This is a genomic window from Micromonospora sp. C81 (assembly GCF_018070425.1).
GTDB lineage: Bacteria > Actinomycetota > Actinomycetes > Mycobacteriales > Micromonosporaceae > Micromonospora > Micromonospora zamorensis.
Map to the genome: position 1 here is coordinate 53378 of NZ_JAGPXS010000009.1, position 18542 is coordinate 71919.

The window sequence follows — 18542 nt, forward strand, 5'->3', positions numbered from 1 at the left end:
GTGACCGCGTCGCCTGCACACCCGGGGAGCCCCGCCCCGGCGTACCCCCTCGCGGTCGTCCCGGGGCGGCGGGTGACCCAGCGGGCCCGCGTACCCTGAATGGTCGGTGACCTGCCGCCTCGAAGGGGAGACGATGACCAAGCAGCCCGGCCGCGTCCCGGCCGCGGAGTCGGACGACCCGTCGGCCGACGCGGCCAGCCCCAGCAGCCGGCCGCTGCCCGCCCCCGGCGCGGCGATCCTCGCGCTGCTGGCGCTCGGGTGGCTGACCGCCATGCTCTGGTCCACCCGGGAGGCCACCACCTCGGCGGCCGCCGGGGTCACCGCGATCAGCCTCTCCGCGTTCGCCCTGCCCGGCGTGATCTCGGCCGCGCTGGTGGCCGGCGCGGCCGTCGCGCTGGCCGCGGGCAACCTGCTGTCCCGCCGGTACGGCGACTGGGCCACCCTGCGCTTCGCCGGGGCGATCGGTGGCGGGATGCTCGTCGGCCTGGCTGCCGCGCTGGCGATCAACCTCACCTACTTCGACACCTCGACCACCAACGTGATCGCCGGCACCACGGCGGCTGCGGCGATCATCGGGGGCGCGGTGGCCGGCGCACGGTCCGCCCCGGCGGTCGGCGCTGTGGTGACCGCCGCGCTGGGCACCCTGATCTTCGTGGTCGCATTCAGCCGCGCCCGGGACCCGCTGTTCGACCTCTTCGGGGCCGGCGACAGCCAGGAGTCGGTGGTCAACGCGGCCAAGTGGGTGTCCCGCACCGAGTCACTCGTCGCCGGGCTCCTCGCCGGGCTCCTCGCCTTCGGCTACCTGACCTGGGCGCGGCGTCGGGCCCTCCGCCACGATCCCGCGGCCCCGGCGCTGCGCTGGCCGGCGTACCTGCTCGCCGGCGCCGGCCCCGGCCTGCTCCTGCTGCTCGCCGAGATGATCATCCGAATCGGTGGCCGGTCGCTGCTCGACCTGGCCAGCGCGCTCAGCGAAGCCGACGCGGTGGCGCAGACCTCGCTGGGCACGTCGCGGGTGGACAACGGCATCTGGGTGCTCTTCGTGGGGGCGCTGACCGCGCTCATCGCGTTCGGCCGCACCCTCGGCCCGGCCCACACCGACGACGAACCCGACGACAACCCCGAGCCCGTCGCGGCCCGGGTCGACCCCGAGGACGACGAGGCCAGCCCGGCCGAGACGTTCGGCACGTTCGACGCGGACCCGGCCAAGGCCGACCCGTCCCGCTGACGTCGGCCGGCGTCCGGCGTCCGGCGTCCGGCGTCCGGCGTCCGGCGTCCGGCGTCCGGCGTCCGGCGTCCGGCGTCCGGCGTCCGGCGTCCGGCTCAGTTGACTGCGCGCAGCAGCAGGTCCAGCTCCGTCACGTCGTACCACTCCAGCTCGTGGTCCTCAGCGCCGTCGACGGCGAACTGGGCATCGGGGTCGCCAGCGGCGGCCTCGGTCACCACGTCGGCCGCCGCCGTGACGTCCTCGACCGCGTCCGCTCCATCCACGTGGATGGCCGCGATGGCACCAACCGGAACGGCGTCGGCCAACGTCACCATGCTGGAACCCAGCTCACCGTCGCCCCGCCCGACCGCGCCGGCCGGCAGGTCGACCGAGACGACGACGCGGCGGCGGGGCGCCGTCGGGTCCTCCCGGAGCAGGTGCAGCGCGTCCTGGGCGGCCCGCGTGAACGCGACGTACTCCAACTCCTCCTCGTCGCCCTCGGCGTACCACTCACGCAGCGCCGGGGTCACGGCATGCGCATCGTCGGCAGCCAGCCCCTCCTCACGCAGCCGGGTCAGCATCGGTACGGTCGCCGGCACGTACACCCGGACAAGCTCCTCGGTCACCGGTCGTCTCCCCGCTTCGTCCACCACCGGCGGCCGCCGGCACGGGCGCAGATCATGCCGCACGCCGTGACCGTCATACACCCCGCCTCCGGTCGGTGGAAGTTCCCGGCCGGTGTGTCCGGCTGGCCACTCTGACGGCCCGGCACTGGGCGGCACGGGCTGTCGGTGGCAAACTGAGCCAAACGACATCAACCCCGGGAGTTCCTGTGGAGCCGAGGTTCCTGCTGCTCTCCGACGTAGCCACCGAGCTGAATGTGTCGGACTCGCAGGTCTACCACATGGTGCGCAGCGGTGAACTGCCCGCGATCAAGATCGGTGGACGCGGCCAGTGGCGCGTCGAGCGCGCGCGCCTGGAGGAGTACATAGCGCGCAAGTACGACGAGACTGCGGAGTGGGTCCAGAGCAACCCCCTGCTCGATCGCGACCCGGAGTAGCAGCGGCTGGTCCCCCGGTCTTAGCGCCCCCACTCACCCGTTGGCGCTTGATCCACTCCGTTTCAAGGAAAGCGCGGTGTCCAGGCCGTGCGGATACCGCGACTTCGGCAAACCCGAGTGGATCAAGCCGTGCGCTCGGCAGGGTCGTCGCTCAACCATTGACCGAGGCCTCTTCATCCCTGAGAATTGGCCAGTCGAAGGCAAACGAACGCAAACGCAAGATCGAAGGGGGCAAAGATGAGCCAGGCGCAACCCGGCCCTCACCGACCACCCGTGCGGCTGCGCCCAGTCCCACCCATCGATCCGCCGTACGCCGACGAGGCCGACGGGTCGTACTGGCCGGCACCCGTGCACGGCCAACTCGCCCTTGACCTGTTCGCCTCGACCCGGCCAGACCCGGTCCGACCACCCGAGCGCCGGGGCGCACTCCGCCCGGTGCCGAGCCGGCACACCACCCACCCGGTAACGCCGCTGCCACCGGCGACCGCCCCGGAAGCCACCCGAGCCGCGCATCGCTTCGTCGGCACCTGCCTGGAGGTGATCAACGGCTACCGGTCCCCGGCGCAGGTGCGGGCACTGCTCGACCCGCCCCGAGCGAGTGACCTGCTGACCGAGTTGGCCCGCGCGTCCGGGCGGACCGGCGCACCTCGCCGTCGCGCCAACCGACCGGTCGTCCGGCTGCTGCGCCTACGCGTCTGCGAACCCCGCGAGGCCGCAGTGGAGGCGGCTGCCGTCCTCACCGGTGCGGGCGGCCGAAGCTGGGCAATGGCGCTCCGCCTGGAGCATCGTCGGGGCCGGTGGCTCTGCACCGCCCTGCACGTCCTCTGACCGCACCAGCAGCACCGCACTGAGGCGGATCGGACCGCGCCAGCCAGGCTAAGCCGGACAAAACCAGGCCGGATTGGCTTGATCAACTCGGGTTTCAGGAAATCGCGCCATCAACCTGACGTTGACACCCCGACTTCCTGAAGACCGAGATGATCATCGCCACGCGGACCGGGGGCGTGACGCCGGGAGACGACGAACGGGTCCCGGCCTGATGGCCGGGACCCGTTCGTCAGGTGCTGTCGGTCAGTTGCCGCCGTTGGGGGCGCCGTGGCAGCGCTTGTACTTGCGGCCAGAGCCACACGGGCACGGCGCGTTGCGGGACGGACCGTTGCTCGCCTCGGCCTGGTTCGCTGCCGGCCGGCGGGAAGCGGCGGACGGAACCGCCGGGCCGCGAAGCCCGGAGGCGGGCCGCTGAGGGGCGGACGGCGCGGTCTGCCCCGGTGCCGCGGGAGCACCCGGGGCCGGTCGACCCACGCCGAGCGCCGGAGCCTGCTGCTCGGCCTGTTCGACGGCGACCGCGCCGGGGCTGGCCTCACCGTCGATGGTGGGAGCGGAGTATTGCAGGCCCTGCCGCTGCGGAGCGCGGTTGAGGCCCTTGGCCCGGATCTCCACCGGCTTGTCGAGCAGCGCGACCTCTTCGGAACCCTCCTCAGGCTCCGGTTCGGTCACCTGGACGTCGACGTTGTAGAGGAAGCCGACCGTCTCCTCCTTGATGCCTTCCATCATGGTGGCGAACATGTCGAAGCCCTCGCGCTGGTATTCCACCACCGGGTCGCGCTGGGCGTACGCCCGGAGGTTGATGCCCTCCTGGAGGTAGTCCATCTCGTAGAGGTGCTCGCGCCACTTGCGGTCGATGACCTGGAGCAGCACCATCCGCTCGAGCTGGCGCACCCCCTCGGTGCCGACCTGCTCCTCGCGCCGGTCGTACGCGGCGTTCGCGTCCTCCTTGAGGCGGGAGACCAGGAAGTCGGCGTCCATGCCGGCACGCGAGCCGCCGGCCTCCTCCTCCAGCTCCTCGATCGTCACGCCGACCGGGTAGAGCTGCTTCAGGCTGGACCAGAGCTGCTCAAGGTCCCAGTCCTCGCCGTAGCCGTCGGAGGTGGCACCCCGCACGTACGCCTCGACGGTGTCGTCGATCATGTTGCGGACCTGCTCGGAGAGGTCTTCGCCGTTGAGCACCCGGAGCCGCTCGGCGTAGACGACCTGGCGCTGCTTGTTGAGCACCTCGTCGTACTTGAGCACGTTCTTGCGGATCTCGGCGTTCTGGCCCTCGATCTGGGCCTGGGCGCTCTTGATCTGCCGGGTGACCATCTTCGACTCGATGGGCACGTCTTCCGGGATGTTGAAGCGCTCCATCACGGCCTCGACCGCTCCGGCCCGGAAGCGCCGCATCAGCTCGTCCTGGAGTGACAGGTAGAACCGGGACTCGCCCGGGTCACCCTGTCGGCCGGCGCGACCGCGCAGCTGGTTGTCGATCCGCCGGGACTCGTGCCGCTCGGTGCCCAGCACGTAGAGGCCGCCGGCGGCGGAGACCTCGTCGGCCTCGGCGTCGCAGGCCTGCTTCCACGTGGGAAGGACCTCCTCCATCGCCTTGGCGTACTCTTCCTCGTTTTCCAGCGGGTCGAGGCCGCGCTGGCGCAGCTCGTTCGCGGCGAGGAACTCGGGGTTGCCGCCGAGGAGGATGTCGGTGCCGCGGCCGGCCATGTTGGTGGCCACGGTGACCGCGCCCTTACGCCCGGCCTGGGCGACGATCTCGGCTTCCCGGGCGTGGAACTTGGCGTTCAGCACGTTGTGCGGGATGCCGCGTCGGCGCAGGAGCTGGGAGAGGATCTCGGAGTTTTCCACCGAGACGGTGCCGACCAGCACCGGCTGGCCCATCTGGTGCCGCTCGGCGATGTCCTCGATGACCGCGTTGAACTTGGCCTTTTCCGTCTTGTAGATGACGTCCGGCCGGTCTTCGCGAACCATCGGGCGGTGGGTCGGGATCGTCACGACGCCGACCTTGTAGACCTTGTTGAACTCGCTCGCCTCGGTCTGCGCCGTACCGGTCATCCCGGACAGCTTCTCGTAGAGGCGGAAGTAGTTCTGGAGGGTGATCGTGGCCAGGGTCTGGTTCTCCTGCTTGATCTCCACCCCCTCCTTGGCCTCGATCGCCTGGTGCATGCCCTCGTTGTAGCGACGGCCGTGCAGGATGCGACCGGTGAACTCGTCGACGATCAGGACCTCACCGTCGCTGACGATGTAGTCCTTGTCGCGCTTGTAGAGCTCCTTGGCCTTGATGGCGTTGTTGAGGTAGCCGACCAGCGGGGTGTTGACCGACTCGTACAGGTTGTCGATGCCCAGCCGGTCCTCGACCTTGGCGACACCCCGCTCGGTCACGGCGATGGTGCGCTTGGAGTGGTCGACCTCGTAGTCGCCCTCACCGTCGGTGCCGGGCTGGAGCCGGGCCACCACGCCGGCGAACTCGCCGTACCAGCGGGCCGAGTGCTCGGCCGGGCCGGAGATGATCAGCGGGGTGCGTGCCTCGTCGATCAGGATGGAGTCGACCTCGTCGACCACTGCGAAGTTGTGGCCGCGCTGGACCAGCTCTTCCTTCGACCAGGCCATGTTGTCGCGCAGGTAGTCGAAGCCAAACTCGTTGTTGGTGCCGTAGGTGATGTCGCACTCGTAGGCGGCCTTGTGCTCGGTGGCCGGCCGGTTGGGCAGCACCACGCCGACTGTCAGCCCGAGGAACTCGTGCACCCGGCCCATCCACGCCGCGTCGCGCTGGGCGAGGTAGTCGTTGACCGTGATGACGTGGACGCCCTTGCCGGACAGCGCGTTGAGGTAGACGGCCATGACCGAGGTCAGCGTCTTGCCCTCACCGGTCTTCATCTCGGCGATGTTGCCGAAGTGCAGCGCCGCGCCGCCCATCACCTGGACGTCGTACGGGCGCTGGCCGAGCACCCTGGCGGCCGCCTCGCGGGCCACCGCGAACGCCTCCGGCAGCAGGTCGTCGAGGGTCTCACCCTCGTCGAGCCGCTCCCGGAACTGTTCGGTCATGCCGGCCAGTTCCTCGTCGGTGAGGTTGACGTAGTCGTCCTCGATCGAGCTGACGGCATTGGCGATGGCCTTGAGCCGCCGCACCATGCGGCCCTCGCCCGCGTTAAGGACCTTTTCCAGAATCGACACGGATCAACGCTCCCCTAGACAGTCTCGAACCATCGTAGGCGCTGCATCGGCCCGATGGTCACTGGTGGCGGTGCGCGACCCCGCCGAACCCGACATAACTCGCGTCCTGCGCACGCTCCAAACGTTATCCGGTTACGCCGTCGGCGAACGCTACGGCAGGATGCACGAGTGGAGCCCGTGGAGATCATCGAGGACGGCGTGCTGCTGCGGCCCTGGCGGGAGGCGGACGCCGAGGCCGTGCACCGAGCATGTCAGGACCCGGACATTCAGCGCTGGACAACCGTACCCCGCCCATACCGCCCGGAACACGCTCACGGTTTCGTCACCGAAATGAGCGGACAGGCCTGGGCGGAAGGCACCGGAGCCCCCTTCGCGGTCTGCGACCCGGCCACCGGCGACCTGCTCGGCTCGTGCGGGTTGATCTCGATCGACCAGGCCGGCACCGGTGAGGTGGGCTACTGGACCGCCCCCTGGGCGCGCGGCCGGGGAGTGATGGTCCGGGCCACCCGGGCGCTGGCCCGCTGGTCCTTCGACAGCCTCGGGCTACGCCGGCTGATCTGGCACGCCGAGGTGGGCAACCACGCCTCCCGGCTGGTCGCACTACGCGCCGGCTTCCGGGTCGACGGCCGGCTGCGGATGGCCCACTCGACGCCGCACCGTGGCGCGGACACCTGGATCGGGTCGCTGCTGCCCGGCGAGGTGCCTGCACCCGGGTCGACCGGGCCGGCCGGCCCGGGCACCCTCGCCGCCCGGCGGGCCGCCGTCTTCGGCCGCCCGCAGCCCGTCCTGTTCGCCACGGCCGGCGCCGGCGAGATACGCCTGCGCCCCATGGAGGAGCAGGACCTGGACGCCGTGGTGCAGACCTGTCAGGACCCGGAGTCCGTCCGCTGGACGACGGTGCCGGACCCGTACGAACGCGCCGACGCACAGGGTTACCGGATCCACGGCCAGGACGCCTGGGCCCGGGGAGACGCCGCCCACTTCGTGATCGCCGACGCGGACGACCGGTACGCGGGCTCGCTCGACCTGCGGCTCTCCCCCGCCGACGCTCTGCTGGCCGACGTGGGCTTCATGACCGCCCCGGCGGCCCGTGGCCGCGGGTACATGCCGGCCGCGCTGGTCGCGCTCAGCGCCTGGGGTTTCACGACGCTGGGCCTGGCCCGGATCGAGTGGAAGGCGAACGTGGGCAACACCGCCTCCCGCCGGGTGGCCGAGAAGGCGGGCTTCACGTTCGAGGGAACGGCCCGGGGCGGGGTGCAGCACCGCGGCGAGCGGGTCGACGTCTGGGTGGCCTCGTTGCTCAGCAAGGACCTGACATGAGCCTTGAGCAGGTCGTCGAGGCGCACGGGGTGCGACTGCGGCCATTCCGCGCCGAGGACATCGCCGACGTGGTCGACGGCTGCGCGGATCCGCTGACCCAGCGGTTCATCTCGGGGCTGCCGTCGCCGTACACCGAGACCGACGCCCGCTGGTGGATCGACGCCGGCGCCCCCGCGGCCTGGGCCGGCGGCGGCGCCGCGTACGCCATCGCGGACCCGGCCACCGACCGGCTGCTCGGCACGGTGGGGCTGAGCAATCCGGTGCCCACCCGGGGCCAGGCCGAGATCGGCTACTGGGTGCGGGCGGGGGCGCGCGGGCGCGGGGTGGCCGCGGCGGCGACCCGCGCGCTGAGCGAGCACGCGTTCGCCGCCGGGACGGCCCGGTTGGAACTGCTCACCGACGCGGAGAACGGGCCGAGCCAGCGGGTCGCGCTGGCCGCCGGCTTCCGCTACGAGGGTTCGCGGCGGTCGGCCGGTTGCAACCGGGACACGGGGCGGCACGATCTGCTGGCCTGGGTACGCCTCGCCGGGGATCCGCCCGGCCCGACCGCCCGGCTGCTGCCCGATCTGCCCGACGGTGTGCTCACCGATCAGGTGGTGGCGCTGCGCCGGCTCGCGCCCGGCGATGCGGAGCTGATGTACCGGCTGCACAGCCGACCCGAGGTGGTGGCGAACCAGGCGCCGCCCGTACCGCCGACGCGGGAGGCGATCGAACGGCGCTGCCGTCTCGCGGAGAGCGGATGGCTGACCGGCGACATCGCCAGACTGCTGATCACGGACGTGGCCAGCGGGGAGCCGGCGGGCAGTTGCGGGCTGTCGTACACCGACGTGGCCAGTGGCGAGGCGTCGGTCGGCTATGCGCTGCTGCCGGACTGGCGCGGCCGGGGGTACGCGACGCGGGCGATCCGACTGCTCGCCGGCTGGGCGTTCGGCCCGGCCGGGATGGCGCGGCTGACCGCCGGCACGGTGCCGGACAACACCGCGTCGCACCGCGTGCTGGAGCGGGTCGGGTTCGAGCGCGAGGCCCTGCAACGGGGCCGTCTGCCCGGGCTGGCCGGCACCCGCCTGGACGACCTGACCTTCGCGCTGCTGCCCACCGACCTCCGTTGACGGATCGGGGAGTTGCGGCGGGGGCTCCCCACCACAACTCCCTGATCAACGCGTCTCGTTACCGGTCGGTGGCGAGGGAGATGATGCCGTAGTCGTACGCGTGGCGCCGGTAGACGACGCTCGGGCGGCCGGACTCCTTGTCCTGGAACAGGTAGAAGTCGTGCCCGACCAGTTCCATCTCGAACAGCGCGTCGTCGATCGTCATCGGCTCCGCCGGGTGCACCTTCTCCCGGGCGATGTGCCACGGCTGCTGGTCGTCGTACTCCTCCTCGACCCGCTCCGCGACGGCGGTGCCGGCGCGGGCGCCGTCAGCCGGCGCGCTCAGGGCGGGGGCCACCAGGTCCGCGACCGGCAGGCCCGCGGTGGCCTCGGCGACGGAGATCGGCGTCTGCCGACCCCGGTGTACGCGGCGACGGTCGGCCGCGCGGCGCAGCCGGGTGTCGAGCTTCGCGATGGCCGCGTCGAGCGCGCTGTAGAAGTCGTTGGTGCACGCCTCGGCCCGAATGACGGGGCCCCGGGAAATGCAGGTGATCTCCACCCGCTGGCAGTGGTCGGCTTGGCGCGGATTGCGCTCGTGAAAAAGCTCGACATCGACACGAATAAGTTTGTGGTCGTAGCGTTCGATCTTTGCGAGTTTCTCGGCTACGTGCACCCGGTAATGGTCCGGTACTTCGACGTTTCGGCCCTTGACCACGATGTCCACGTGACCTCCCTTGTTCGGACGGTCTTCGATCCGGTTACCCGGTCGCGCGCCGTGGGGAGACCCGCTGGCGTCGACCGGTTGGTACGGCTACGCCTCCTCTCACCGCCGGGGGCGGGGTGGAACGAACCTCCTACCCCCGACAGCGAAACGCTAACTCCTGTTCGCGCGACAGTCACCCCATGTTGCCGAGACGGCCCAGGATTTTTCGCAGCTCATACACCAACGGGTGAAACGGAAACACGATCGGTTACGACTGGTGTCTTTTCTCGGTCGCCGCGAGCACCGCGGCGACACTCGGTGCCCACCCGGTCGCAGTCAGCACCCTGGTCGCGGCGGCCAGGGTGACGCCGGTGGTGACGATGTCGTCGAGCAGCACCACGACCGGGGGCGCGGCTGCGGCACGGGGCCAGCCAGGCGCGGCGGAGCGGGGCTGGAACGCGGCCTCGGCCGCGGCCGCCCGCCCGGTGCTGTCCAGGGTCACCGAGTCCGGGCGGGGCAACGCCCGCAGCGGACGATGCACCTGCGCCGCCCAGCCGCCCCGGTTGAGCCGGGCCGCGCAGTGCCGGGCGAGCCGGTCCAGGTGATCCCCGTACCGGGAGCGGGCTGCCGCCGCCGTGTCCGGGACCGGGACCAGCGCCACCGGACGGGCCACGCCGACCGCCGCCGCGACGACCTCGGCGAGCAGGGCCCCGAGTGGGCGGGCCAGACCGTGTCGGCCGTGTTCCTTGTACGCCAGCAGCGCCTCGCGCAGCGGGCCCGCGTACGGCCCGAGGGCGACGCAGGACGGCAGGCCCGGCGGGGCGGGTGTAGGGCGGACCGATCGTGGACGCAGCGCGTCCAGTGCCTCGACGCAGGCCGGGCAGACCCCGTGCCGCAGGCCGGCCCGGCGCTCCCGACAACCCGCGCAGGTGGCGGGCAGCACCAGGTCGGTGAGGTCCGCCCAGAGCCCGCTCACCGTGTCAGTAGAGGAAGAACGGTGCCGACGGGTTGCTCGGTCGGACGCCGGCCGGCACCGGGGCGATGTCCCGCACGCGGTCCGGCTCGATCCGCTCGAACGGGCTGCTGCGGTAGGCCACCCCGTTCGCCTCGTACATGTAGGCCCCGCTGGGGACCCGCACGACGCGGTTGGTCGGGTATGCCGTCAGGTGGTTGACCTTGGCGCCCACGTCGGTCCGCAGGGGCGTCTCCACGGCGCCGTCCACGCTGATCTCGTAGATCGCCTGTTGGCCTGCGGACCCCGCCACCACCAGTCGGTCCTCCCTGCCCCAGTCGACCGCCGTGAGGCCGGTCAGCGAGGTGGGCAGTTGCCTCGGCGGCCCGATGGAGACGCCGCCGCCGTCCAGGTTGACCGCGGCGACGTAGAGCTTTCCACCGGCGATCACCGCGACCCGCTGACCGTCCAGCGCGGCGGCCACCGCTGTGACGTCAGCGGTGGGCAGGTTGAGCGGCACCGGATACATCCGCGCCGCCTCGTCGAACCGGTAGAGCTGCCCGTCGGCCACGACCAGGCCGCGATCGGCACGGGAGTCGACGGTACGCAGCCAGACCGGTCGGCTCATCGAGGAGTATTCGGTGCCACTGCGGTTGATGACCGACACCGGCGCGATACCCGTGCCCACGGCGAGGCGGTACCGGCCACTGCTGCTGCCGTTGACCACCATCCCGGCGAGGACCCGCTGATCCCGGGCCAACGCCAGGCCGGCGGAGACGATGTTGCGGTTGACCTCGGGCGCCAGCGGCACCATCCCGCTGAGTTCGCCCTCGAAGTCGAGCGGGTGGATGGCGCCCTCGTACACGCCGAACCGCTGTGGGCTCTGGGCGTTCGGGTAGAGCTGCTGGGAGTTGCGTCGTTCGTTCAGATCCTGCACGGGCTGCGAGTTGTTGCGGATCTTCAACTCCAGCTCGCCCGTCAGGTCGCCCAGTGACCAGGCGAGCTGGGTGATCAGCTGGTCGATGCCGTTCTGGTCGTCACCGGACATGTCCAGGTTGACCTCCCACCGGTCGTTCGCGCCGGTGGCATTGTTGATCAGCTCGGTGCGGTCGGGCAGCCCGACTACACCCGGGCGCAGCCAGTCGGAAGGGCCGCCGACCAGCCACTTCACGACCTCGTTGACCCGGCGCTCGTTGGGCACCGCCACGGGCCGGTAGCGCTGGTCGGGCACCAGCCGGCTGCGGTCGGAACTCCAGAAGTAGATCGTCTCCTCCTGGTAGTACTGCTTGAGGGCGACGTCACTGAGCAGCAGCACGTTCGGCGGGTCGAGGACGTAGAGGCCGGCACGCTCGTCGTTGGCGCCGCCGTCCAACGCCGCGCTGCGCAGCCCGAACTCGTATTCCGTCTCGGTCGCCACGGGCGGGGCGAGGGTGCCGTTGGCCCGCAGCACACCGAGCTGCTGCACCGTGATCTTCACGGTGGTGGTCGAGTCGCTGTTGAGGGTGTAGACCGCCGCCTCGCGCAGCCGGACCACGTTCAGCGCGACCTCGCTGCCCTTCTTGTCCTGCAGACGGGACTTGTCCTCCGGGGCGACGAACGCCTTGACCCGCTCGTACGCCCGGTCCGGCTCGCCGGCGGCGGCGGACAGGAAGTTGCGCAGGAACACCTCGTTGTCGCTGCCGCCGGCGGTCCGCGTCGGCGGCTCACTGCGCCGGACGTCGAACCCGCCGGCCCCGGTCACAGCCCCGCCCTTGCCGTCCACCCGCACGTCGGATCCGGCCGGGATGCCGCAGCCAGCACCGAGCAGCACTACCACACCGAGTGCCCCGAGCAGAGAGGGCCGTCTCATGAGCGCACCTCCGCCCGCTGTCCGTCCCCGGTCGGCGCCGGGCCGATCGCCACCGCCCCGCCGGTGCCCGGGCCGATGGCCAGCGGGCCACCGTCGCGAGGGCCACCGAAGGGCAGCGCGGCGTCGGCCGGCACCAGCCGCAGCGGCGAGGTGGTCAGCCGATCGCCGGCGCGGGCCGGCAGAGTGAGCCGGAACTGCGCGCCCTGCCCGGGAGCACCCCACGCCTCCAGCCAGCCGCCGTGCAGACGGGCGTCCTCCAGGCTGATCGACAGGCCAAGGCCGGTGCCACCGGTCTGCCGAGCCCGGGACGGGTCCGCCCGCCAGAACCGGTTGAACACCAGCTTCTCCTCGCCCACCTTGAGCCCCACACCCCGGTCGCGGACGGTGATCGCCACTGCGGTCTCGTCGGCGCCGAGGGTGATCAGCACCGGACGGGCCTCGCCGTGCTCGACGGCGTTGCCGACCAGGTTGCGCAGGATCCGCTCGACCCGGCGCGGGTCGACCTCGGCGATCACCGGCGCGCCCGGCAGGTCGAGCTCGATCGGGACGCCCACCCGCTCGGCCAGGCCGGCCAGCCGGTCGACCACCCGGTGCACCACCGGCACCAGGTCGGTCGGCTCGGAATCCAGCATGGCGAAACCGGCGTCGAACCGGCTGATCTCCAACAGGTCGGTGAGCAGCTCCTCGAACCGGTCCAGCTCGGCTTGGAGCAGCTCGGCGCTGCGGGCCACCGCCGGGTCGAACTCGTCGCGCTCGGCGAAGATCAGGTCAGCGGCCATCCGGACCGTGGTCAGCGGAGTACGCAGCTCGTGCGAGACGTCCGAGGTGAAGCGGCGCTGCAGCCGGGACATCTCCTCCAGGCGCAGGATCTGCCGTTGCAGGTTGGTGGCCATCTGGTTGAACGAGGCGGCCAGCAGGGCGAGGTCGTCCTCGCCGTTGACCACCATCCGCTGGTCGAGCAGCCCGGCGGAGAGCCGCTGGGCGGTGCGCGCGGCGACCCGGACCGGGTTGACCACCAGGCGGGTGACCAGCGCCGCGAGCAGCCCGAGCAGGATCACCAGGGCGACCCCGGTGGCCACCACTGTGGCTCGGGCGTCGGCGGCGGTCTTGTCCTGCCCGGTCAGCGGCACCAGATAGTAGAGCTCGATCTGGCCGAAGCTGGTGGGTACCGGCGACCCGTACACGAGGTATTTGGTGGACTTCCCCGTGAGCCGGCCGGTGCGGATCTGGCTGGCGACCTTGCCGTCGGCGATCGCGGCCCGCAGCTCCGGGCTGATCAGCTGTTGGACGTTCGCGGAGGGCGCGGTGCGCGTCTGGATCTCGCTGGGATAGTCGTTGGCCGTGATCGCCACCACCACCCCGCTGGTCTGCTGAGGGTCGCCACCGGCGAGGTAGTTGACAGTGCCGTCGATGGTCTCCTGGAGCTGCGCCTCCTGCGGCTGGCCGTAGAGCGAGACCTGCTTGGCGGCATAGCTGGCGCCGCCGGTCACCCTCTGCCGGACGTCGCTGCGGGCGCTGTCGAGCAGGATGGTGGTGATCTTGTCGGCAATCAGGAACGCGAAACCGCCGACCAGCAGACTGGACGCGACCAGCGTGATGGTCACGACCCGCACCTGGAGCGAGCGCCGCCAGGTCTGGTGCACCCGGGCCACCACGCGGGCGACCCGGCCGCTCACCGCACGCCAGACCTCCCCGCCGGCGCTGGGCCGGCGGGCAGGCGTACTCGGGGAGGGTGGGGGCGTGGTCGACACAGTGCGACCAGGCTATCCGGTCCCCGCCTTGTAACCCACGCCCCGCACGGTGAGGATGATTTCCGGTCGCTCCGGGTCCGGCTCGATCTTGGCCCGCAACCGCTGGACATGCACGTTGACCAGGCGGGTGTCGGCCGCGTGCCGGTAACCCCAGACCTGCTCCAGCAGCACCTCACGGGTGAAGACCTGACGTGGCTTGCGGGCGAGCGCGACCAGCAGGTCGAACTCCAGCGGAGTCAGCTTCACCTCCTCGTCGTTACGACTGACGGTGTGCGCGGGCACGTCGATGGTGATCTGGTTGTCGGGCGGCCCGATGGTCAGCATCTCGGGGGCGACGTCCTCGCCTCGGCGCAGTCGGGCCCGCATCCGGGCGACCAGCTCCTTGGGCTTGAACGGCTTGACCACGTAGTCGTCGGCACCGGACTCCAGGCCCAGCACGACATCCACGGTGTCGCTCTTCGCGGTCAGCATGACAATCGGCACGCCGGACTCCGCCCGGATGGACCGGGCGACGTCGATACCGCTCATACCGGGGAGCATCAGGTCAAGCAGCACGATATCGGGACGACTGTCACGAAATGCGGCCAACGCCCGCTCGCCGTCCGCTACGAACGAGGGCAGGAAACCCTCACTACGCAGCACGATGCCGAGCATCTCGGCGAGCGCGGGGTCGTCGTCGACCACCAGTACGCGGGCTCTCATGGGATTAATATTGCATCCTCATTCAGTTCGGTGGGACCGGCGTCTGCCGGTAGATGCGCCACGTGCTGCGGCGCCGGGCGCACGGATGGGTCCCGGGCCTGGCTGCCACCATGATCCCCCTTCGGCGCCGCCCGGCGCCACCGCAGCCCGGATCGATTCCGCTGTCGCCATCTCGACGACGGTCACCCGAAGAGGGCGCGCCCCCAGTGGTCGCCGCCGTCGCGTACCCCGGGTGGGCAGGCGAACACACCGCTGGAGACGTGCCGCAGGTATTCGTTCATCACGTCGTGCCGGGCCAACTGTGTCTGGATCGGCACGAACTGGCGGCGCGGATCGCGCTGGTAGGCGATGAAGAAGAGGCCCGCGTCGAGCCGGCCCAGGCCGTCCGAGCCGTCGACGAAGTTGTAGCCCCGGCGGAGCAACTGGGCGCCGCTGTTCCGGCTCGGGTGGGCCAGCGTGACGTGGGCATGCTCGGCGATCACCGGCTTGCCGTCCGTGCCGCGCGCCGCGAAGTCCGGCTCGTCGAACTCGTCGGCCCGACCGAGTGGAGCACCGCTGCCCTTGCTCCGGCCGACGATCTCCTCCTGCTCGGCGAGGGAGGTGCGGTCCCAGGTCTCCACGAGCATCCGGATCTTGCGGGTGACCAGGTACGAGCCCCCGGCCATCCAGTCCGGCCCGTCGCCCGGCTGCACCCACAACTGGTCGCGCAGCAGGTCGGTGTCCTCGGCCTTGAGGTTGGCCGTGCCGTCCTTGAAGCCGAACAGGTTGCGCGCGGTGGCCTGGTCGCGGGAGGTCGACGAGGTACGCCCGAAGCCGAGCTGCGACCAGCGGACGCTCACCACGCCCATGCCGAGCCGAGCCAGGTTACGGATCGCGTGCACCGCCACCTGCGGATCGTTGGCGCACGCCTGTACGCAGAGGTCGCCACCGGAGAGCTGCGGCTGCAACGCGTCACCCGGGAACTTCGGCAGCTCGGCCAGGGCGGCGGGCCGCCGGTCGGCGATGCCGAAGCGGTCCCGGCCGTCGGAGTCGCGAAACAGCGTCGGCCCGAAGCCGATCGTCAGGGTGAGCTGCGAGGGGGGCAGCCCGAGCGCCTCGCCGGTGTCGTCCGGTGGGGCCTCCGGCATCCCGCCGACCGCGCCGAGGATCCCGGCGTCCCGCCCCGCGGTCATCCGGGCGGCGGCGGCCGTCCATTCCTCGAGCAGCTCGACCAGCCGGGCCCGGTCCTTGGTGATCACGTCGAAGGCGACGAAGTGCAGTCGGTCCTGTGCCGGGGTGACGATGCCGGCCTGGTGCTCACCGTGGAACGGCACCGCCCCGGCCGGGTGGTCGCTCGCCGCGGCCGGGCCATGGGAGCCGTTCAGCAGGGCCCCCGCGCCGGCCGCTACCCCGGCGACCCCCGCCACCCCGGCGCCGGCCAGGGTGATCGCCCGGCGTCGGGTGAACCTGCTTCCGCTCATCGACTCGACTCCCTCTGCGATCCGGTCACTTCGCGACGGCCGCGGCGACCTTGCTGATCGGCTCGGCGAGCGCGTTGATCCCGTCGGAGAGCTCCTTGAGCTCGGCCTTGCTCAACGCGGTGTGCAGCTTCCACCCGTCGCCGTCGCGGTGCTTGCCGAGCAGCGCCTCCACGTTGGCGAACTCGGTGTCCAGCTGCGTGACCAGCTCCGGTGCGCGCTGCTGGAGCGCCGGGCGGAGGGCGGACACGGCGGCCTTCGAACCCTCCAGGTTGGCGGCGAAGTCCCACAGGTCGGTGTGCGAGTAGCGGTCCTCCTCGCCGGTGATCTTTCCGCTGGCCACCTCGTCGAGCAGTTCCTTCGCGCCGTTGGCGAGCTGGAGCGGGGAGAGCTTCTCGGCGTTGGCCTTGGCCACGATCTCCTTGACGTCGACCAGCAGCCGGTCGGCGATCGGGCCGTCCTTGCTGATGTCGCCGGACTGCCAGAGGTCCTTCTCGATCCGGTGGAAGCCGGTGAACTCCATCCCCTCCTCGATGACCTCCTCGCGGCCGTCGATCTTGGGGTCGAGGTCACCGAAGATCTCGGCCACCGGCTCGATCCGCTCCCAGTAGGTGCGGGCGACCGGGTAGAGCGCCTTGGACTTGGCAACGTCGCCGGCCTTGACCGCACCGACGAACTCCTCGGTCTTGTCGAGAAGCGCGGTGGTCTGGCTCTTGACGTAGCGCTGGTAGTTCTCGGTGGCGTCACCCAGCGCGGCGTCGGCGGTGAGCGGCTGCGCCGACCCGCTGACCTTGAGCGCGCCCCGGATGCCCTTGCCGCTCATCCCGGGCTTGCAGGCCGTCTGGTACGTGCCGGCCGGCAGCTCCACGTGCAGCTCACGGCTGAGCCCGGGGGCGATGTTCTCCACCTCGCCGAGCACGCGGTCGCCCTCGGCGTACACGTAGAACTCGGTCACCTTCGCGCCGGAGTTGGTGATCTTGAAGGTGGCGGTGCCGGCGCCCAGATCGGTAGTGCCGACCTCGCAGGCGGTGTCGCTGGCCTTGACCACGATCGGTCCGCCGGTCGCAGTCGAGTCACCCTTGTCGGAGTCGGAGCAGGCGGCCAGACCGGCCGTCGCCAGCACGCCGGCGGCGGCCAGCGCGAAGAACTGGGTGGTACGCATCTGAGCTGTCTCTCCTCGTGGAGTCAGGCACGCTGCGGCGTGGACGCCGCCTCGGCCTCGGCCTCGGCCTCGGCCTCGGTGCCGGTCTCGGCCCCGCGCTCGGTGACGGTGGTGGTCGCGGCGGGTGCCGGCGTACGCCGGGCAGGCCGCAGGAAGAGCAGGAGGACCGGTACGGCGTACCCGACCCAGGCGATGGTCTCCAGCACGGTGGGCGCGGGAGTCACGTTGAACATTCCGGCGAGCAGGGCGGCGTACCAGGTGCTCGGGTCGAGCGTGCTGGTGATGTCGAAGGCCAGGTCGTTCAGGCCGGGCAGGACGCCGGCCTCCTGGAAGTCGTGCACGCCGTACTTGAGGATGCCGGCGGCGACCAGGATCAGCAGCGCACCGGTCCAGGTGAAGAACTTGCTGAGGTTGATCCGCAGGGCGCTGGCGTAGAGCAGCACGCCGAGCACCACGGCGGTGACGATGCCGCCGATCAACGCGAGCAGCGGTCGACTGTCGCCGGCCGCGCCCTGGGCGGCCGAGTAGAAGATCAGTGCCGTCTCCAGGCCCTCGCGGATCACCGCGAGGAAGGCCATGCCGGCGACCGCGAGGGACCCGACGGCCAGCGCCTCGGTGAGCTTGCCCCGCAGCTCGCCGGCGATGGTCCGGGCAGCCCGGCGCATCCAGAAGATCATCCAAGTGACGAAGACGACGGCGGCGACGGAGGTGATCGCCTCGAACAGCTCCCGGTCCTCGGAACGGGCCAGCAGCGAGGTCGACGTGTACTCGATCAGCCAGCCGAAGAGCACCGAGAGCACGACGGCCAGACCGACGCCCGCCCAGACCTGGGGCAACCGGTCCCGACGCTGCGACTTCACCAGGAAGGCGACCAGAATGCTGACCACCAGGGTGGCCTCCAGGCCTTCCCGAAGGCCGATCAGGTAGGTGGCGAACATCCGGGCTCCGAGTTGATTAGGCACGCCTCAACTGACTTAGGGCAGGCATACCTTCCTCCCGCTCGGGGCTGGCGTCAAGTCGATCGCGACAAGCTCACTCGCCCTGTTGACCAGCCTCTTCGGCCTCGGGAGGGCGGGCCACCCCGGTCGACTGTGGGAGGATCCCCGCCGTGAAGGCATTCCTGCCGTGGCTGACGGTGCTGGCCGTTGTGCTGCTGCTCAGCGCGTTGCGCCTGCGGGCCCTGGCCACCGTGGTGTCGGTCGGCTGGCTGGCCTGGTGCGTCTGGACGTGGTTCCGCCCCACCCGCCGCGGCCCTCGGTCAGGCTGACCCCGCCGGCCCTGATGCCGGAAACGAC

16 protein-coding genes are annotated in these 18542 nt (G+C 71.2%); 6 read left to right on the top strand and 10 right to left on the bottom strand.

From position 1 onward, the window contains the following. The first annotated feature begins 133 nt into the window (after nt 1-133). On the top strand, nt 134-1225 hold the full coding sequence (locus KBX46_RS16785) for a hypothetical protein (RefSeq protein ID WP_247667665.1): 1092 nt from the start codon (nt 134-136) through the stop codon (nt 1223-1225). A gap of 95 nt (nt 1226-1320) precedes the next feature. On the opposite strand, the gene KBX46_RS16790 is transcribed toward KBX46_RS16785, so the two are convergent. Then, the gene (locus tag KBX46_RS16790) at nt 1321-1830 is read right to left on the bottom strand and encodes a hypothetical protein (RefSeq protein ID WP_210793177.1); all 510 of its coding nucleotides are present in this window, start codon (nt 1828-1830) and stop codon (nt 1321-1323) included. Between the two features lie 206 nt (nt 1831-2036). Between KBX46_RS16790 and KBX46_RS16795 the strand changes: the two genes are divergently transcribed. Further along, nucleotides 2037-2264 carry a helix-turn-helix domain-containing protein gene (locus KBX46_RS16795; RefSeq protein ID WP_210793178.1) on the top strand — a complete coding sequence of 76 codons (228 nt, stop codon included), beginning with the start codon at nt 2037-2039 and terminating at the stop codon, nt 2262-2264. 237 nt (nt 2265-2501) lie between these two features. Continuing rightward, the gene (locus KBX46_RS16800; protein ID WP_210793179.1) at nt 2502-3092 is read left to right on the top strand and encodes an Rv3235 family protein; all 591 of its coding nucleotides are present in this window, start codon (nt 2502-2504) and stop codon (nt 3090-3092) included. Nucleotides 3093-3335: 243 nt separating this feature from the next. On the opposite strand, the gene secA is transcribed toward KBX46_RS16800, so the two are convergent. Further along, nucleotides 3336-6263 (bottom strand): preprotein translocase subunit SecA, encoded by a 2928-nt coding sequence (gene secA / locus KBX46_RS16805; RefSeq protein ID WP_210793180.1) that lies wholly within the window; start codon nt 6261-6263, stop codon nt 3336-3338. Between the two features lie 168 nt (nt 6264-6431). Between secA and KBX46_RS16810 the strand changes: the two genes are divergently transcribed. Both KBX46_RS16810 and KBX46_RS16815 read left to right on the top strand, forming a co-directional pair. Continuing rightward, complete coding sequence (locus KBX46_RS16810) at nt 6432-7583, top strand: GNAT family N-acetyltransferase (RefSeq protein ID WP_210793181.1); 1152 nt, start codon at nt 6432-6434, stop codon at nt 7581-7583. Beyond that, the gene (locus KBX46_RS16815) at nt 7580-8692 is read left to right on the top strand and encodes a GNAT family N-acetyltransferase (RefSeq protein WP_210793182.1); all 1113 of its coding nucleotides are present in this window, start codon (nt 7580-7582) and stop codon (nt 8690-8692) included. The genes KBX46_RS16810 and KBX46_RS16815 overlap by 4 nt, the downstream gene beginning before the upstream one ends. Before the next feature lie 58 nt (nt 8693-8750). Here KBX46_RS16815 and hpf read toward each other — a convergent pair whose 3' ends face one another. The 8 genes from hpf to efeU all read right to left on the bottom strand — a co-directional run bounded on the left by hpf (nt 8751) and on the right by efeU (nt 18185). Then, nucleotides 8751-9395, bottom strand: a complete 645-nt coding sequence (gene hpf / locus KBX46_RS16820; protein WP_088946321.1) for a ribosome hibernation-promoting factor, HPF/YfiA family — start codon at nt 9393-9395, stop codon at nt 8751-8753. A 247-nt stretch (nt 9396-9642) separates the two neighbouring features. Next, entirely contained in the window at nt 9643-10317 is a 675-nt protein-coding gene (locus KBX46_RS16825; RefSeq protein WP_210793279.1) for a ComF family protein, read from the bottom strand. Between the two features lie 37 nt (nt 10318-10354). Next, nucleotides 10355-12175, bottom strand: coding sequence for an LpqB family beta-propeller domain-containing protein (locus KBX46_RS16830; RefSeq protein ID WP_210793183.1), 1821 nt, complete (start codon nt 12173-12175; stop codon nt 10355-10357). After that, nucleotides 12172-13926: an MtrAB system histidine kinase MtrB gene (gene mtrB, locus KBX46_RS16835; protein WP_210793184.1), complete on the bottom strand. Its 1755-nt coding sequence runs from the start codon at nt 13924-13926 to the stop codon at nt 12172-12174. The genes KBX46_RS16830 and mtrB overlap by 4 nt, the downstream gene beginning before the upstream one ends. Before the next feature lie 12 nt (nt 13927-13938). Continuing rightward, entirely contained in the window at nt 13939-14628 is a 690-nt protein-coding gene (gene mtrA, locus KBX46_RS16840) for an MtrAB system response regulator MtrA (protein WP_030331519.1), read from the bottom strand. Between the two features lie 182 nt (nt 14629-14810). After that, on the bottom strand, nt 14811-16088 hold the full coding sequence (gene efeB / locus KBX46_RS16845; protein WP_210793185.1) for an iron uptake transporter deferrochelatase/peroxidase subunit: 1278 nt from the start codon (nt 16086-16088) through the stop codon (nt 14811-14813). Between the two features lie 25 nt (nt 16089-16113). Beyond that, complete coding sequence (gene efeO / locus KBX46_RS16850) at nt 16114-17247, bottom strand: iron uptake system protein EfeO (RefSeq protein WP_210793186.1); 1134 nt, start codon at nt 17245-17247, stop codon at nt 16114-16116. A gap of 23 nt (nt 17248-17270) precedes the next feature. After that, entirely contained in the window at nt 17271-18185 is a 915-nt protein-coding gene (gene efeU, locus KBX46_RS16855; protein ID WP_210793187.1) for an iron uptake transporter permease EfeU, read from the bottom strand. Nucleotides 18186-18355: 170 nt separating this feature from the next. Between efeU and KBX46_RS16860 the strand changes: the two genes are divergently transcribed. Then, a complete protein-coding gene (locus KBX46_RS16860) occupies nt 18356-18514 on the top strand; it encodes a hypothetical protein (protein WP_172861943.1) in 159 nt (52 codons plus the stop codon). The last annotated feature ends 28 nt before the right edge of the window (nt 18515-18542 follow it).

Coding starts and splice junctions, on each gene's coding strand:
- KBX46_RS16785 (WP_247667665.1), top strand. CDS start 134: ATGACCAAGCAGCCCGGCCGCGTCCCGGCCGCGGAGTCGGACGACCCG.
- KBX46_RS16800 (WP_210793179.1), top strand. CDS start 2,502: ATGAGCCAGGCGCAACCCGGCCCTCACCGACCACCCGTGCGGCTGCGC.
- KBX46_RS16815 (WP_210793182.1), top strand. CDS start 7,580: ATGAGCCTTGAGCAGGTCGTCGAGGCGCACGGGGTGCGACTGCGGCCA.
- KBX46_RS16830 (WP_210793183.1), bottom strand. CDS start 12,175: ATGAGACGGCCCTCTCTGCTCGGGGCACTCGGTGTGGTAGTGCTGCTC.
- mtrA (WP_030331519.1), bottom strand. CDS start 14,628: ATGAGAGCCCGCGTACTGGTGGTCGACGACGACCCCGCGCTCGCCGAG.
- efeB (WP_210793185.1), bottom strand. CDS start 16,088: ATGAGCGGAAGCAGGTTCACCCGACGCCGGGCGATCACCCTGGCCGGC.
- efeO (WP_210793186.1), bottom strand. CDS start 17,247: ATGCGTACCACCCAGTTCTTCGCGCTGGCCGCCGCCGGCGTGCTGGCG.
- efeU (WP_210793187.1), bottom strand. CDS start 18,185: ATGTTCGCCACCTACCTGATCGGCCTTCGGGAAGGCCTGGAGGCCACC.